14 protein-coding genes are annotated in these 16242 nt (G+C 61.5%); 1 reads left to right on the top strand and 13 read right to left on the bottom strand.

The features are described from left to right. Positions 1–15: 15 nt before the first annotated feature. Complete coding sequence (locus KHO33_RS39725) at positions 16–414, top strand: BON domain-containing protein (protein WP_200568341.1); 399 nt, start codon at positions 16–18, stop codon at positions 412–414. 115 nt (positions 415–529) lie between these two features. On the opposite strand, the gene KHO33_RS39720 is transcribed toward KHO33_RS39725, so the two are convergent. From KHO33_RS39720 to KHO33_RS39660, 13 genes are all read right to left on the bottom strand, one after another. Next, positions 530–745, bottom strand: a complete 216-nt coding sequence (locus KHO33_RS39720; RefSeq protein WP_236074839.1) for a hypothetical protein — start codon at positions 743–745, stop codon at positions 530–532. 564 nt (positions 746–1309) lie between these two features. After that, entirely contained in the window at positions 1310–1702 is a 393-nt protein-coding gene (locus KHO33_RS39715; protein ID WP_234480938.1) for a C-type lectin-like domain-containing protein, read from the bottom strand. 286 nt (positions 1703–1988) lie between these two features. Continuing rightward, positions 1989–2288, bottom strand: coding sequence for a hypothetical protein (locus KHO33_RS39710; RefSeq protein ID WP_200568343.1), 300 nt, complete (start codon positions 2286–2288; stop codon positions 1989–1991). 782 nt (positions 2289–3070) lie between these two features. Continuing rightward, positions 3071–3382 (bottom strand): H-NS histone family protein, encoded by a 312-nt coding sequence (locus tag KHO33_RS39705; RefSeq protein ID WP_200568344.1) that lies wholly within the window; start codon positions 3380–3382, stop codon positions 3071–3073. 567 nt (positions 3383–3949) lie between these two features. After that, complete coding sequence (locus KHO33_RS39700) at positions 3950–5440, bottom strand: dienelactone hydrolase family protein (RefSeq protein WP_200568346.1); 1491 nt, start codon at positions 5438–5440, stop codon at positions 3950–3952. Positions 5441–5469: 29 nt separating this feature from the next. Continuing rightward, positions 5470–6942, bottom strand: coding sequence for a TolC family protein (locus KHO33_RS39695; protein ID WP_236074837.1), 1473 nt, complete (start codon positions 6940–6942; stop codon positions 5470–5472). After that, positions 6932–8353: an HlyD family type I secretion periplasmic adaptor subunit gene (locus KHO33_RS39690; protein WP_200568347.1), complete on the bottom strand. Its 1422-nt coding sequence runs from the start codon at positions 8351–8353 to the stop codon at positions 6932–6934. The genes KHO33_RS39695 and KHO33_RS39690 overlap by 11 nt, the downstream gene beginning before the upstream one ends. Positions 8354–8355: 2 nt before the next feature. Then, entirely contained in the window at positions 8356–10497 is a 2142-nt protein-coding gene (locus KHO33_RS39685; protein ID WP_328822832.1) for a type I secretion system permease/ATPase, read from the bottom strand. A 128-nt stretch (positions 10498–10625) separates the two neighbouring features. After that, entirely contained in the window at positions 10626–13826 is a 3201-nt protein-coding gene (locus tag KHO33_RS39680; protein WP_200568348.1) for a beta strand repeat-containing protein, read from the bottom strand. After that, positions 13823–14473 (bottom strand): hypothetical protein, encoded by a 651-nt coding sequence (locus KHO33_RS39675; protein ID WP_200568349.1) that lies wholly within the window; start codon positions 14471–14473, stop codon positions 13823–13825. Before KHO33_RS39675 ends, KHO33_RS39680 begins: the two co-directional genes overlap by 4 nt. Positions 14474–14652: 179 nt before the next feature. Then, entirely contained in the window at positions 14653–15123 is a 471-nt protein-coding gene (locus KHO33_RS39670; protein WP_200568350.1) for a hypothetical protein, read from the bottom strand. 96 nt (positions 15124–15219) lie between these two features. Next, complete coding sequence (locus tag KHO33_RS39665; protein WP_200568351.1) at positions 15220–15567, bottom strand: hypothetical protein; 348 nt, start codon at positions 15565–15567, stop codon at positions 15220–15222. Positions 15568–15646: 79 nt separating this feature from the next. Then, positions 15647–16027 carry a hypothetical protein gene (locus KHO33_RS39660; RefSeq protein WP_200568352.1) on the bottom strand — a complete coding sequence of 127 codons (381 nt, stop codon included), beginning with the start codon at positions 16025–16027 and terminating at the stop codon, positions 15647–15649. Between the last annotated feature and the right edge of the window lie 215 nt (positions 16028–16242).

Here is a 16242-nt window from a genome sequence, read left to right as displayed (position 1 = left end):
TAACAGGAATACGATATGAAGACCACCCAACGACTCAGGCTCGCTGGCAGCGCGTTGCTCATTGCGCTGTCCACCCACGCCTACGCACAGTCTGCGGCGTCCGCGCCTGCCGCGATGCCTGCGGCGAGCGGACCGACGGCAGCAGCCAAGGCGCAGTATCATGCGTCGAAAGCGCAATACAACGCTGCAAAAGCCGCGAACCGTGCGCTGGCGAAAAAGGTGCGCAACGCGCTGGTGGCCGACTCCACGATCAGCGCCAGCAATCTGACCGTGCGCGCGCATGACGGCGCGGTGACCTTGCAGGGCAGCGTGCCTGAGGCACCCCAGTCCGATCGTGCGACCGAAGTGGCAAAGGGCGTGGCCGGCGTGAAGTCGGTGAAGAACGCGCTGTCGATCCATCCGGCTGGCGCCTGACAGGTCACGCGCAGCGCTATCGCTGCGTCGGCGTCAGTCCGGCTCCGCGCCGATCTGACGCCGATCGCCGGAACCCTGTTCGCGGCTACGCCCGTCCGATCAGGCGATGCCACGCTCACGCGGCCGGGTCGTCGCGTTTCCATCCTGCTTCCGAGCAGCGCCGGTTTACGTTCAGGCAGAACGCGCGATCAACAAACAGCCGGCGCGCCTCGATCACACCGTACTGAATGCACAGGATGCCCTCAATCGCCTGCAAGTCGGCATAGTTGCCGCTGTCAGGCAGACTGTATGCAGCCTGCCTGATGTTTTCGCGCCGGCCGTTGCGCAACACGTCTCTCGTCGCTATGATCCAGCCCCGTGCGGAGTGGACACGTTTTCATGGTAGACGGTACGACCGTATGCCGTCTGGCGCCCACTCAATCCCTCTAGTTTTGCAACGGTAGCCTGCCGCACAATTGTCCGGTCACTGCCCATTTCCAGTGCATGCTGATTTTTCACCTGGGAGAGTCAGTGGAGAGAGTTCGGACGCTTTCCGGGCAAACCCACAGCAGTGGCGCATTGGGCTTCGGTCCCGAGGCGCATCACTAGGTCCGGTGCCGTCGGTCAATGCGTCTGAAAGCAACGCGTTCCCTGAAAACCTTCGCCAGCCAGACGTACGATCCTGCCAGTACGGCCAAGGCCGGCTACCCATCCCGCAGTCTGTGTGTGGAGCACGGCAGTGGCGACGGAACCGCAACATACGGCCGCAAGCACTGCCAGCAGGATCAGACCGCCTGGCGGTCCGTAGAGTACTTCCGTGCGACACCCGAAGCAGAATTGCGCGCCACGCGGGACACGGCTGTGGCAATAGGGACATTTCAGATCGTTCATATTCACTGCGTTTGTCATGTGAGGGTCACAGTGGAATCGGCGACCAGTCGTCGCCGCGCAGGAATCGCTGCAGCCCCTCCCAGGCCTCGGTGTACCGATGCGATGGCAGCGATGCAAGTTGCTCATCATGCAACGCGAGAATATGTGCGAGCACACGGTGATCGTCGTCGGACAGCACCCATCCAAGGTGCCGGTTCGCCCCTATCCGGCTTCGCGTCAACGCGGCTTCAGCTTCGCGGAACACATCGATATCCCGATCATGGTCTGCCGTATCACGCATGAACCAGCTGAGATAGAGGATTCGCAACAGCCTCATCGCCACTTCCTCACTACCATGACCGGTGCGTATCGCGGCAAGCGCAAGATGATTTTCCAGAGACAGCGCGCGCACCCTTACCGCAGGCAGGGGCAGCAGCATGTCCTTTGTGAGCGGCTTGCGGCCGGGCTTGTGCGCGGTGCGGCGGGATGTTCGGGTCATGAAAGCGTTGAAGACTGGTTTCGAATGGTAAAGATGGACGGAATTTACATCCTGTGACGCAGTGCCTGATTTTCAGGCGATTTCAGCGAACGCAATCTTGCGTTCGTTAATTACGTCGATTCCCACGGGTCAACGCTCGTTACACGCCACCCTTCGTGAAGTCAGCCACAGCCACCGTGACGGCGCAGTTGCACGTTTCCAGCACGCAGGCCACCGCGCTGGGCAATCACGCATCGGGGCCGCTGGCGCGATTGCGCGTGAAGCGGACGCGATTCTCATATAGCCGGTCGAGCAATCCCCAGGCACTCACCATCGCAGCCAGGCCGATCATCCATCCCACCCACGATTCGTCGGCACCCAGCGCCGACGCGCATGCGGCACCAATGGCAATCGCCGCGACCAGTGCGAACAGATGCAGTCCGAGCGGTGCGCCACGGCACAGTTTCGCCTGGCAGCCCGGGCAGTGGCTGGCGGCGCGGGCGACTGCCGTATCGCAGTGCGAGCATTTGAGGTGGGTCCGGTTCATGATTCTGCCATCAGGAAGAGTTTGGAACCCGACACACCGACAACACTGGTAGCGCTCGGGACTGGTCGGTCAGTAACGATCTCAGCCTGCGCCCCGGGTGTTCCGGACTTCAGGACGGCTGGAAAGACACAGTTCCTGAAAGCGACTATTGATCGCGTCGTACCCCTGCAGGGTCGCCTGCGGGAGCGCCCATCGACTGCCCTGGTTGCTCGTGAATTCCTCTTCCGAAGGCAACCAGTAGACATCCCGCTTACCCGCGATCGTCTTTTGCCCCCCCCTCTCGCGATGCATTCTGCCAGCACCCTTTGGGCATTGGGCACGCCAGCGCCAACCAGCCGGGCGATCTGGTGAAGGCTGTAACGGGTTCCGGGCATCATCTGCGCCAGCACGATGTGTTGTGTCAATAATCGCTGGTTCGTTATGGGCATATATTTTTCCCGCCGGTAACAGGTGGATGGTTAGACCTACGAATTTTCAATCCTGCCTGGCGCGAACAGGGTGCGGGGCTCATTGGCAAACGCTGCGATCGGATCGGATACCGCCGGGTGCGCTCTGAGGTGCGCAGCGGCCCGATTGTCGGACGATGTATCAGCCTTGCATCTGGGCGCATATTTTCCGCAGGCCTGGGTCAAAGGGCCACGGCGCGAGACGAGGCGAGCCTGATCGCCCTGACGATCGGTAAGCCACTCTTCCCGGTACGCGGCGAATACGCTGGCGTGGGGGAGCAGGAGCGCGACAATAAAAAGCGCGGCGAACTTGCGTCGTGTCGGCATGTGTTTCGTTCAGGTGGTCGTCAATGAGGGTAGCGCATCGATCCGGTACGCCTGCCGGTCGCGGCCCGCGAGCCAACGGGGCGGCCTGCCGCGTCCGGACCAGGTCGCACCCGAAACGGGATCGCGATACCGGGGTGCGAGCTGGCTGGCCGGCACCCGGTGACGGCCACGCCGCTCATCCAGTTCCGCCGCTGTAATGCCGTACTCCGTCATCTGATTCCTGATCTGTTCGATCGCGGCCCGTCGTTCCGCTGCTCGGGCTGCCGCGATGTCCGCATCGAGCTGGGCTCGCTGCGCCAGCAGTTGTAGATATGAACTCACCACGGGAACATCCTTTTCTGGACAGGGTTAAATTTGCACACGTATCACAACGAGGCTTCGGTCATGGCGCGGGGAGACACCGCTGCATCATCTTCTGCCGGGCAATCAGGCGTTGTCCACCGGGTGGGGAAGGTCCGGCACTGACTGACGCCGCCTGCATGTCACGAGCACCGGTGGGGGTGTGGTGTGTGCTTCATGCTGCGGGCTGGCGGCGCGGGCGGGCGTTTCGCCCCGGTGCGGCTCGGTCACGGTCCGCAGATTGAGACGGTTGCGCCGCCTGCTCTGCATGTACGGATGGCCGACGCGTTTGTTCGTGCGATGCGCATCCGGTTCGGATTCGTGTTCGGCCGGGACGGCTGGAGGTAACATGTGATTCACGAGCGATCTCCCCTTTCGATAGTCAGAACTGCGCGGTGAGTTGGAAGCCCGCGCTCACCCGCGCAGTCGGGAAAGCCGATGGCTTGCAAAGCGGCGTACGGGCGAGCAGTTCATAGGCGAATGCGCAGGGCAGTAGTGGAAAACGGAATGTCCGACGTACCGGCTTTGCGTTGACGGGAGACCGCTGCCCTAAGCGCCATTGGCCCCCGTCACCGCGTGCTGTTTTCCCACGGGCGAAGGCGTTCCGCGAAGCGTGGATGGCGTGGTGCTCCGCGCACTTCGGCCCGTGCCGGACGCTGGCGTTTGCGACCAGACGACATCCCCGTCAACCGCATACAACTGGCAGCCGCGATGAAGCTGGGCGCAGTGGGCCAGTGCAAAGGCAACGGGGTCGGCGCCGGCCGAAGCCGCATCCCAGCCACCATCGGGCGCAACGGCGAACGCGCGAGGCCGGCGCATGGTCAGGAACTTCTCATAGCCGGCCCGGCCTCCGGCGTTCAGGTACGGCACCGCCGCTTCATCCGAAATCGCCGCAAAGTGCGTCGGCGGTGGCGCCGGTGTCGGGCGAACCCACACCACGTTGTTGTCGACGGCGTAAAGACGGCAACCGGGGCCTTGCTGGCCACAGAGTTTCAGCGCTTGCGCAATCGCATCAAACCCTTCGCTGGCGGTCCCCGCCCCATGAGGTCCAATTGCCAGCGCGCGCGGCAGGGACCTGCTGAGGAATTTCCGGTAGTACGCCGCGCCCTGTTCGCCCAGATAAGGTAGCGCCTGCGCATCGTTGATGTCGGCATAGTGGCTGGGTGGCGGGGCGGGCGTTGGCAGGTACTCGGGATAAAGCAGGGTATGCGGCAGGCCCACGCGGGCAAGGAACGCGTCGGCGCGGGGCACCCAGAGGGGTAGCCCCGAGGCAGAGCCCAGCATGTTGTGCGAATCGCTGCCAAATGGGCCATAGGCAACCAGTTCGACCGGGCCACCGGCCATCATGTAGCGCTCATACATGCCGTGCCATACCCACGTCGCAAACGTCGCGTCGTTGTCACCGAAGAACCAGATGGACGGCGTCCTCGTGCGTGCACCCAACTCGCCCGCCGCCCTGATCAGCTCGGTGTCCGGATCGCGGCAGCTGGACGCCTTCATGCCGCCCGCGAAGCTCATCAGCCCCTTCACACCCGGCACATTGAGGGTGCCCGTCGCCAGCGTGTTCCAGCCGCCAAAGCTCTGGCCCGCCACGACGATGCGGGAACCGTCGATGTCGGGCTGCTGTTTCAGGTAACCGATCACGGCGCGAATATCCTGCGCGGCGTCCAGTCCCGTCGCCATGTCGTCGCAGCCATGACTGCCCAGGTGTCCACCCGATCCGGCATAACCGCGCATCATCGGCAATGCCACGGCATAACCGCGCGACAGGAAATAGTACGCTGCGAACGTGAGGTGGTTGCGAGGCTGCAGGTCAGCCGGCATGTTTCCTGCCGAACCGTGGTTCATGACCGCGAGCGGAAATGGGCCGGGGCCATCCGGCGTGTAGAGGGTCATCTGCAACATCACCGGCCGGTCCGGGTCGCCCGGCACCATGAGCACACGCTCGTTACGCAACGCCGCAGCGGGCGCCTTCAATGCATCGAGCGCGTCATCCGCGAGCGACGCTTGCGCGCCAGTGAGCAGGAGCAACCAAAGCATGATCGGCCACAGGCTTGATCGGGTATGCATCATCTCAGTTCCGGGTGTGCATTGTCGTCAATACTTTCCATGCCGAGCCGACCGAGTTTCGCGGCGAGCTGGAGCTTCGAGTTGTGCCAGTCGGCAAGCGCCTGTACCCGCCGTTGCTGTGCCCTGGCCAGCGCCGTCTGCGTATTCAGCAGTTCGAGAATATTGCCCACGCCAGCCCGGTAGCGATGTTCGGCCGCATCGAACGAGCGCCGCGCGATTGCTAGCAACGTCTCACTGTGCGTGGCGTTCTGCGTGGCCGTGTTCAAGGCCTGGTAGTTTGCCCACACGTCGAGCGCGACCTGCTGCTGCGTCCCGTCAGCCATGTCGCTCTGCCGCTGCGCTTCAGCGTCAGCCTGCCGGATCTGGTAGTGCCTGCCGAAGCCTTCGAAGAACGGGATGGTCACCTGCACGCCGATATACGCGTCGTGCCCGGTTGCCGGAAACGTTGGAATCCCGAGACCCAGGCTCGCCGGCTGGTTGTTGCGGCTGTATTTCGCCACGAGGCTAACATTCGGCAGGCCTTCGGCACGCGTCTGCGCGACCTTCGCCTGCGCGGCCTCGAACTGCGCCTGCGCGGCGAGCACCGCCGGGTGTGTGCGTTTCACCTCGTCAATCATTTCCGCGACCGATTCGCTGTATGTCGGGTCGGGCAACGGGGCAGCGGTCACCCCCGGCACGATGACCGGTTCGTCAGGGTCCAGTCCCATGTTCGACGCAAGCGTACCCAGCGCGGTCTGCGCATCGCCTTCGGCCTTTGTGAGATTGAACACGGCTTCGTCGTGCTGCGTCTGCGCCTGCAGTGCGTCCGTGATGGGGGCGATGTCGCGGTCAACCCGGGCCTGGGCGGCAACCAGGCTATCCTGCGTCATGCGCTCGATGTCAGCCGCCGCCTCACGCGCCCCTTGCGCGGCCTGCGCTGCGTAATAGTCTTTCGCGACCGTGGCGAACGCGTTCTGCAGTGTCGCGTCCTGCGTCGCGCGCGCGGCCGCTAGCAGGTCCGATGCGTTGCGCAGCGCCGCAGCCCGCCCGCCGAAGTCGAACAGCACCCAATTCAGCGAAACGCTTTCCGAGCGAACGGTCGCCGCCGTGTTCGAACTCAGCTCGGGGTGACCGCTCACGTCAGTCGCGGAATCATCGCGCACCCCCTGCCAGTTGCCCGATACGGTCGGCAGGAACGCGGCGCGCGCCACGCCTACCGCTGCCGCCTGCGCCTTGACGTCCGCCCAGGCCTCGCGCGTCTTCGGATTGCTGCACAGCGCACGTTCGACCGCTTCGGCCAGCAGCAGTGGTCTGGCCGGCGGCCCGAACTGGCATCCGGCCGGATCGGGCACGATCTCGGCCGCCGGGGTCGCAGAAATCCCGCCTTCCGTGCGCAGCACATCGAAGGCGTGCGCGCACGGCGCCACCGCAAGGAGTCCTGTCGCGGCGATCATCGCGAGCGTAACCGGCCATCGGGTTCGCCTAGCGCTCACGCATGCTCTCCTGCGCGCTTTCCATCAGCGGTCCCAGAAAGTACCCCACCACGCTGCGCTTGCCGGTCCTGATGTCTGCCGTCACTTCCATGCCGGGCGTCAGCGTGATCCATTTTTTTTCCACATGAATCCGGTTGGTTGACAGCCGGATGCGCACCGGAAAAACCAGCCCCAGCTTCTTGTCCTGCGCGGCATCGTTGGATACAGAGACAACCGTGCCCGTGATAAATCCGTAGCGCGTATACGGGAAGGCTTCGACCTTCACCGCCACGGACTGCCCGACATCAACGAAGCCAATGTCTTTGTTCTGCAGCTGCGCCTCCACTTCCAGCGTGTCGTCCGGCACGATCTCCATCAGCGACTGGGCCGTCGTCACGACACCGCCAAGGGTATGCGCAGCCAGTTGCTGGACGGTCCCGGACACGGGAGCGGTGAGACTGAGTAACGCCTGGCGGGTCTGCGCCTTCGTCTCGTCGTCGCGGCTTTGCGTCGTCTGCTGCGTATCCTTTTCGAGCTCATCGAGCTGGTCGCGCCGGAATTTCGACGTGGTCGATTCGATGTCCGCGCGCTGCTCGGCAATGCCTGCAATCAGTTCGCGCGCGTGACTCTGCTGCGCCGCCAGTTCATGCTCCTGCCCGAGCGCGGTCTGCTCCTTGTCGAGGTAGTCGCTCCGTGCAACATATTTATCCCCCGCGAGAGATCTGTAGTCGTTCGCCTGTTCACGGGCGAGGGGCGCAGTCGCCTGCAGTTTGCCGATTTCCTGCCGCGTGCTGTCGAGTTCGGCCTGCCGTTTGACCAGCTCGGCCTGTGCGCTATCAATCCTGTCCTGATATTCGCGGAATGCGCCTTCGGCCAGACGCTGGGCTTCGTGCAGCCTGTCGGCAGGCGCGCCCTCGACCTGCGCAACAACGGGTGGGCGATGATCATGCTGCGCCGCAAGCAATGCCGTCGCGCGTGCGGCACCCAGCTCGGCATCGAGCTTCGACGATACAGCCTTGTCGGCGTCGGCCGCCGCCTGCGTCGTGTCGAGCTTCATGAGCAACTGGCCGGCTTTCACCTGCTGGCCGTCCTGAACGAGGATGTCCCGCACCACGCCCGTCATGGCGGGCTGGATCACCTTGACGCGCGCGCCCGGCACAAATTTCCCCGTGGCCGACACCACGATGTCCAGGCGGCCGATGATCCCGATCAGCAGGATCAGCACCGTGAGGATGATCAGGGTGCGCATCGCCCAGTGCGGCGCGGGGTGCACGGGCGTTTCGACCAGCTCCAGCTGCGCGGGCAGGAACGCCAGTTCGTGGGCTTCACGCGCGACAGAATCGAACTGGTGGCGGATGGTCCATGCACTACGGACTACGGTGGCATAGCGCGCGCACAGGTCGCGCACTGCCAGCAATCTCTGGAATCTCATGATCAGCCGTCCTGCAGCGAGACCAGATGGGCGTAGTAGCCACCGAGTTGCAGCAGCGTCTCGTGATTGCCCCGCTCAACGATCTTGCCCCTGTCCATCGCCACGATCAGGTCAGCGTGCCGTACGGCCGTCAGCCGATGCGCGATGATGATCACCGTGCGCCCCGCGCACATCGACTTCATGTTGTTCTGGATCACGCGTTCGGTCTCAAAGTCCAGCGCGCTGGTGGCTTCGTCGAACACCAGAATGCGCGGATTGGTAATTAGCGCGCGCGCAATCGCGAGGCGCTGCCGCTGCCCGCCGGACAGGTTCGAGCCATGTTCGCCGACCATCGTGTCGTACGCTTCGGGCAACTCGCAGATGAACTCATGCGCGCCGGCGAGCTTCGCCGCAGCGATGACCGCCGCGAGCGGCGCGCCGGGGTCGGTCAGCGCGATGTTGTCGCGGATGGAGCGGTTAAAAAGCAGGTTCTCCTGCAACACTACGCCGATCTGGCGACGCAGCCACGCCGGATCGGCGAGTGCCAGATCAATCCCGTCGATGCGCACGGTCCCCTGCTCGGGAACGTAGAGTCGCTGCAGGAGTTTCGTCAGCGTGCTCTTGCCCGAGCCTGAGCGCCCGACGATGCCGATCACCTGGCCAGCCCCGATATCCAGCGCGACGTTGTCAAGAACCGGCGGCCCATCGGGGCGATAGCGGAAACGGATCTGCTCGAAGCTGACGTGGCCCTTGAGCGCCGGGAGCGCCTGGCGGCTTTGCGGTGCTTCCGTTCGCGAGTTCAGGATGTCGCCCAGCCGGCTCATCGATATGCCGACCTGCTGGAAATCCTGCCAGAGTTGCGCGAGCCTCAGCACCGGCGCGCTTACCCGTTGCGACATCATGTTGAACGCGATCAGCTCGCCGACCGTCAGCCTGCCGTCGATCACGAGCCTCGCGCCGAAGAACAGGGTGCCCAGCGTCACCAGCTTTCCAACCAGCTGGGTCAACTGCTGCCCGACGTTGCCGAGCAGGTTCACGCGGAAGCCGGCCGCCACATACGCGGCGAGTTGGGTCTCCCAGCGTTTGACGAACTGCGGTTCGACCGCCATCGCCTTGACAGTTTCAACGCCAGAGACGGCCTCGACGAGAAAGGACTGGTTGTCCGCGCCGCGTGCGAACTTCTCGTTCAGGCGTTGGCGCAGCACCGGCGTTACGCCCATCGAGATCGCTACGTAGACGGGCAGCGAGATGGCCACAATCAGCGTCAGCCAGAGGCTGTACAGGCACATCACGCCGAGGAAGATGAACGAGAACGTCAGGTCGATGAGGGCCGTGAGCGCCTGACCGGTGAGGAAGTTGCGGATGTTCTCAAGTTCCCTGACGCGCGCTACCGTATCGCCGACGCGCCGTGCGCCAAAGTAGTTGAGCGGCAACGCGACCAGGTGCCGGAACAGGCGCGCGCCCAGCTCCACATCGATACGGTTCGTCGTGTGCGCGAACACATAATTGCGCAGTCCCGTGAGCAGCACCTCGAATACCGAACTCACGAGCAGGGCGACGCATACGACATTCAGCGTGCTGTAGGTCCGGTTGACCAGCACCTTGTCCATCACCACCTGAAACATCAGCGGCGAGACCAGGCCAAAGAGTTGCAGGATGAGCGAGACACCCAGCACTTCAAGTAGCAGCCGTCGGTACTTGACGACAGCGGGAATGAACCAGGAGAAATCGAAGCGCGCGAGTTCGCCAGCCAGCGAGGCGCGGGACGCAAACAGGATCATGCGCCCGGTGGTTCGTGCCGCGAGCGCGTCTAGTGGCATAACGCCAGGCGCTGCGGCGTGCGCTTCGAGTACGTAAGCGGTCTCACCGTCACAGCGCGCGATAACAAGGTGGTTGCCATCGCGATCAAGCGCGAGCGCAGGCAATGGCGCGCGGACCAGCCGTTCTGTCCGAAGCGGCGCGACGCGTGCTTTAAGGCCGAGCGAACGGGCGCTGGATACCAGCGCATCGGTGCTGAACGCCTCGTTGCCGAGTGCCGCCGCATGGCGCAGCTGTGCTGCATCGGCCGCGATCCCGTGGAAACGGGCGATCACGACCAGGCACGCGAGACCCGCATCGACCATGGCGGCTGGCCCGACGTTAGTGGAGATATCCGGTGCGTTCATTGTTTGTTGTGACCGCTGATGCTGCAGCGGTCCAGCCGGGCTGGCATCGTGTGGGGAATTCATGGGGGCCGGCATCAACGTCCGCCGCCGGAGCCGCAAACGCTGATGCCACTTGCCCGAAGTCTGAGTCAGTTCGGGCTGGCCGCGAGCATCGTGGTCGGGTCCTGCTGCGCCGCGATGACGAGCGAGGAACTGGCTGCCGGCTGCACGTCATAGGACGACATGCCGGCAATCAGGTTGCTGACCTGCAGATCGGCCAGGCTCGCGCTGGCCCCGGAGTCACCAACCCCGCATACGACTACGTCATACGTACCGTCGGGGTCGTAGCTCCCGCCGCAATCATTCAGAGGGAGGTTGTAGGGCAGTTGATTCGAGATATCCGGATCTTCAGTCCAGAGCCCGCCGTTCGTAAACGAACCGCTGCTGCCGTTGTCACCCGGGGTGTAGCCAGGAAAGAAGACGCCAGGCGTCGAGGGCGCTGCGGGGTTCAGCGGGCCATATGTGCCGGAGAGCGCGGCACCTGAGACTATTGAATAGGCATTGGCGTTGTTGTAGTACACAGCATTGTTCGGGGTAACAAAATTGCCGGAAGTGTTATTGAGGTCGATCTTCTGATTATTCGCAAGGATCGTGTTGCCTGTGCCCCGAACCACAATATCTGCCTGAACGAGCGGATTTGCCGAGAGTAGCGTGGAGGCATCGATGCAGTTGCCGTTGCCATTGATGTAGATGGCCTGGCCGATATTTGCACTACCGAGCTGGATGACGCTGTTGGTCGCATTGATCGTGTTGTTTACGCCGTTGTCAAGTATGACTGAATGAGCGCCTGCACTGATGCTATTCCCGCTGCCATTCACGGCAACGGCACAGTTGGCACCCAGGCCGAGCGAATTGCCCGAACCAGACAGGATGACCGCCGAATCATTTGCCGCACTGACTACGTTGGCGTTGCCCGATATGCTGGCTGCATCCCCATATTCCACCGCTACGTAATTGCTGCTGCCTTGAACCGTCGTGACTTCCCCCGATTGACCGGCGGGGAGATTTCCACCGACATTGATCTGTTGCCCGGAGGCAGCAACCAGATCGTTGCCATTCGTCTCGATCACCAGCCCCGAGCCATTCGCCGTGAGCGACGTATCCGCGCCGAGATAGACCATGTCATTGTTGCCATTGAGCAGCTCGCCCTGGCCGACCACCGAGACCGTATCGCCCGTGCCTGCATAGATGGTCGAGGCATCGCCCACGATCGTCGTGTTTCCTGCCGATTGACCGGCCCCGAGATTCCCGCCAACGTTGACCAGATTTCCGTAGCCAAAGACCACGTCGTTGCTCGCCGTCTCGATCACCAGCCCTGAGCCATTCGTCGTGAGCGACGTATCCGCGCCGAGATAAACCATGTCATTGTTGCCATTGAGCAGCTCGCCCTGGCCGACGACCGAGACCGTATCGCCCGGGCCTGCATAGATGGTCGAGGCATCGCCCACGATCGTCGTGTTTCCCGCCGATTGACCGACCCCGAGATTCCCGCCAACGTTGACCAGATTGCCGTAGCCGAAGACCACGTCGTTGCCATTCGTCTCGATCACCAGCCCTGAGCCATTCGTCGTGAGCGACGTGTTCGCGGCGAGGTAGACCATGTCATTGTTACCATTGAGCAGCTCGCCCTGGCCGACCACCGCGACCGTATCGCCCGGGCCTGCATAGATGGTCGAGTCATCGCCCACGATCGTCGTGACTCCCGCCGATTGACCGGCCCCGAGATTCCCGCCAACGTTGACCAGATCGCCGTAGCCGAAGACCACGTCGTTGCCATTCGTCTCGATCACCAACCCCGCGCCATTCGTCGTGAGCGACGTGTTCGCGCCGAGGTAGACCATGTCATTGTTGCCATTGAGCAACTCGCCCTGGCCGACCACCGAGACCGTATCCCCCGGGCCTGCATAGATGGTCGAGGCATCGCCCACGATTGTCGTGTTTCCTGCCGATTGACCGGCCCCGAGATTCCCGCCAACGTTGACCAGATTTCCGTAGCCGAAGACCACGTCGTTGCTCGCCGTCTCGATCACCAGCCCTGAGCCATTCGTCGTGAGCGACGTATCCGCGCCGAGACAGACAGTCGCCCCATTCCCATTGACTATCTGGCCGGTACCCACGATGCCAAATACCCCGCCTGACATGGCGTTCACGAGATCATTGTTGCCGACGATAGCCCCTACCAGGTCCGTACTGGATGCGAGGTTGAACGTATTGTTGTCGCCGTCAATCTCACTCACTAGAGTGTTGGCGGCCAGGTTGATCTGGTCGTTGCTCGCCGTCGCCTGCATCCCTTGCCCGGACAGCGTGATCTGGTTGTTGCCGGCCATGTCATAGATCGCGTTCACTCCGGTTAGATCGGCGCTGTAGACCTGATTGCCGCAGGTTACCAGTTCCGCAATTGAATTATTGTTCAGCGTCAGGTCGAAGGCACCATCAATCTGGCGAACGTTGAATTCAGCAGCAAGTTCTGCTGCATCCGCCGTTACTGCAGTCATGTCTCCTGCATTAGTGACGACGTCCGCTTCAGTCTGCATTATGTCAGACCATATCGGGGTAAAATTGGCAGAACCGGGGGTTGTATATCCGGTCTGCTGGAAAATTCCGGAGTTCTGGCCGAAAACCTGAGTGCTGTACATGCATGCCATGACAGTCTGAAAGTCGATGTTCCCTGCCATTGACGCATTGCTGGAGAAATATTTGGCTGTACTTGCTGCAGCCGCCATAAATCCGGCATCGATAGCCTGGCAGTCCCTCGTGGATGGGGTTGACGTATCGATGTTATAGTCGGAATAGTACGATGGGTCATTCAGGACACTCGGTGTAAAGAGCGTTCCTCCCCAGATCGCGTAATCCAGATTCGCGTTCGGGAACATCGATTGAATCAAGCCAAGTCCTGAGCCTGCATCGTCTTTGACGATGTTGATCGGTGAAAACACGCTGGTGTCGAACACACCGCCGTTGTAGCCAATCTGGTTAAACACCGTCGTCGCAATCGTGTTCGACACCTGCTGGAAGATCGCATTGTTCAGCGTGACGCCCTCCGACTGCGCGGCCGCGAACATGTAGCTGTAGATCCACGTGCCGGCCGGAGTCGGGTTGAACAACTGCGTGTTGACCAGCCCCGCCTGCGAGAACCAGTTCACTGTGCCCGGATCGACGCCGGGCTGGTTCTTGATGTCGTTGTAGATCGCGTTGTATGCGTTCAGGTAGTTGACGTTGTTTGTACCCGGGTCGCTGAGTGCCGTGTTAATCAAGTTAATCGTGTTTTGACTCAGACTGAATGTGGTCATTTATTTTCCTTAATAGAAAACCCGTCAACCAATTGCCTCAACGCCTCGTCAACTTCGACCGCGTCGCGCAATCCGTTTAAATCAAAAAAATAGAACAACGTCGCACCTGATGACGTATGCGCCGCGTGATTGCATACGGCGCCTCGTTTGCCATCCACGTCATAAGGCAGGCAAAAGAACATGATCGGCTTGCCATCCACGATTTTTCTGTAAAAATCCGATCTGGCGTTCTCGGGTCCCCTCGTGAATAACGTGAAGCCATAAGGTCCGGGTTTGCCCCATTCCGGATGCTCCACCTCTTCCCGATTGGCTCCGCCGTCTTCCCAAGCCTGGAATTTATCGCGCAAGTTGACTTCATAAATTCTGCACGGCGTCTTATGGCGCATGCACGACTCTGTCTCTTGGCTGAACGGTTTCAGTCCAGGATAGGTCACGCGAATCGCTGCATACTCCTGCGGGCCGCCCGACCAGTCGCTCATCTGAGACAGGTAATTTCTGGGAATTCGATACCTCGCCGCCCCAAGGCTGAATTCAACCGGGCTTTCGTCCACCGACATGACATTGTCGTAAAGCCCGGCCACGGCCGTGCCCGCGCATAGCCAGCTCGCAACCGCGATAAACCCATATAAGAGGCCCTTGAAGGCCACATGCTTCCCGTACACAGCAGTCTCTCAGCAGTTTTTAAAATTGCGGTTGTGGATCGCAGCGAGCGTGTTCATCACATGACGGAACTCATGGGTCCGCAGTCCACTCGTATCGCATGAATTCACGTCAAAAAAGGCGTCTTTAGCATCGTCAAATAATTCTTATGCAGAGACTTAAAAAGCTAACAGAACTGCCCAATCCAAATCATCAAACATTGTAAATTTGCAGACATTACCCAACATTTTTGGCAAATCGGATTTATCTGATTGCAGTGAGTAGCTTGTTGCGACTGGGGGCGATAGAGAGTCATGCTGACTTTCCTTGTCGGGAAGGCGCGTGCGCACGCGTTGAACGCATTCACCTGATCTTCACCGTCGCGGCGGCCGTCGAGCAGTTCGCGCATCACGCGGTGGTGCACACGTCGGAAGGCTTCCACATCGGTCTGCGCATTCAGTTCGAAGCGGATCACGGCTTCCATCAGCAAAGCGAACAACGCGTCGCGCTCGGCGGGCGATGCCGTACCGCGCTCGATGGCTTCGGCAAGCGCGGAAATCTTCGAACACTGCGCGTAGTGACGCTGGCAGGCCTGCAAAATTTCGTGCGTAAAACTGTCAAGCAGCCAGTCAAGCGTGGACGAATTCCGATGTTGCATTGCCCATCTCCAGAGATCATCTAAACCGTTGAACGGTCATGAAATAACAATTAGGATTCCATATCGCTTCTGCCGTGTGCAAATCGGCGAAAGCGATCAGTGCCGGGTCGTTATGGATAGCGCGAAGGCGCAAGGCTCTATCCCGTCTTCTGCTGCGGATAATGTCTCTGGCTGGGAAATCCACCCGTTGCACCGCTCCCTGAGCCGGTCCAGTTCGAGTTCAAGATTCGCCCGGGCCTCTTCCGCGACGCTGCGCAGTTGCGTCACGAGGGGTGTGCTGTCAAGGTTCGATACCTGCATGTATTGAATGGTGGCGGCGAGCTTGACCAGCTTCGCAAACAGATCGGCGTAGTGCTGACCTATGCGCAGCGTGTCAGCGACGGTTTCTTCGAGCCGGGAAGTGCGCGGGGTGGGCCTGGGGTCTTGCGGAGGGCGTTGGGACATGATCCGGTCCTGTGTAGACGATCAGAAGCCCGCAGTGCAGTCGGGACGAAGGCACGGTGACGGCGAACGGCGACAGCGGTCAGTGCCGGGTCGTGGTGGATGGGCCGAGGCGGCAGGCGTGAAAGAATCCGCCGTGGTCGGTGTCGTGCGGGGTCGCGCCGAGCAGCCGGCGCAGCAGCTGGTTGTGGAGGCTGCGGAATGCTTCCACATTGATCTGGGTGTTCAGTCCGAAGTGGATCGAGGTTTCACTGAGCCGCCCAAACAGCGCTGCAGATTCGTCCGCACACATCGCGCCGGCGTTCAAGGCTTCGGCCATCGCGATAAGCCGGGTGAACTGTTCATAGTGCATCCGGTGGGCAAGGTTTACGCCCTCAACGAACTCATCAAGCAGGCCCGTGAGAGAGGATGAGAGGAAGTGTTCTGCGAAGGCTTCGGGAACGTCGGCAATACGACTTGACATGCAGCGGTCTCCTAGGAGTAGGACTGCTCACGTTCCGCTTGGGGGAAGGCGGGTGCGCGAATGAGAGTGGCAAGTTGCGTCCAGAACGGCCTTCTGGCTCCAAGGCCCGGACGCTGGCAACAATTACTGAAATACATGCGATCGCTTTCCCGTGACATCGGAAACCGGGTTGCACCGCTAAGGGCGAGCTACTCCACGGCAAGATGCGAAAGTCA

The sequence above is a fragment of the Paraburkholderia nemoris genome (genome assembly GCF_905221015.1).
Classification (GTDB): domain Bacteria; phylum Pseudomonadota; class Gammaproteobacteria; order Burkholderiales; family Burkholderiaceae; genus Paraburkholderia; species Paraburkholderia nemoris.
The sequence above is the reverse complement of the archived record's forward strand: the minus strand, read 5'-3'. Positions and strand labels throughout refer to the sequence as shown.

Coding starts and splice junctions, on each gene's coding strand:
- KHO33_RS39725 (WP_200568341.1), top strand. CDS start 16: ATGAAGACCACCCAACGACTCAGGCTCGCTGGCAGCGCGTTGCTCATT.
- KHO33_RS39715 (WP_234480938.1), bottom strand. CDS start 1,702: ATGCTGCTGCCCCTGCCTGCGGTAAGGGTGCGCGCGCTGTCTCTGGAA.
- KHO33_RS39710 (WP_200568343.1), bottom strand. CDS start 2,288: ATGAACCGGACCCACCTCAAATGCTCGCACTGCGATACGGCAGTCGCC.
- KHO33_RS39700 (WP_200568346.1), bottom strand. CDS start 5,440: ATGCTTTGGTTGCTCCTGCTCACTGGCGCGCAAGCGTCGCTCGCGGAT.
- KHO33_RS39690 (WP_200568347.1), bottom strand. CDS start 8,353: ATGAGATTCCAGAGATTGCTGGCAGTGCGCGACCTGTGCGCGCGCTAT.
- KHO33_RS39685 (WP_328822832.1), bottom strand. CDS start 10,497: ATGAACGCACCGGATATCTCCACTAACGTCGGGCCAGCCGCCATGGTC.
- KHO33_RS39680 (WP_200568348.1), bottom strand. CDS start 13,826: ATGACCACATTCAGTCTGAGTCAAAACACGATTAACTTGATTAACACG.
- KHO33_RS39670 (WP_200568350.1), bottom strand. CDS start 15,123: ATGCAACATCGGAATTCGTCCACGCTTGACTGGCTGCTTGACAGTTTT.
- KHO33_RS39665 (WP_200568351.1), bottom strand. CDS start 15,567: ATGTCCCAACGCCCTCCGCAAGACCCCAGGCCCACCCCGCGCACTTCC.
- KHO33_RS39660 (WP_200568352.1), bottom strand. CDS start 16,027: ATGTCAAGTCGTATTGCCGACGTTCCCGAAGCCTTCGCAGAACACTTC.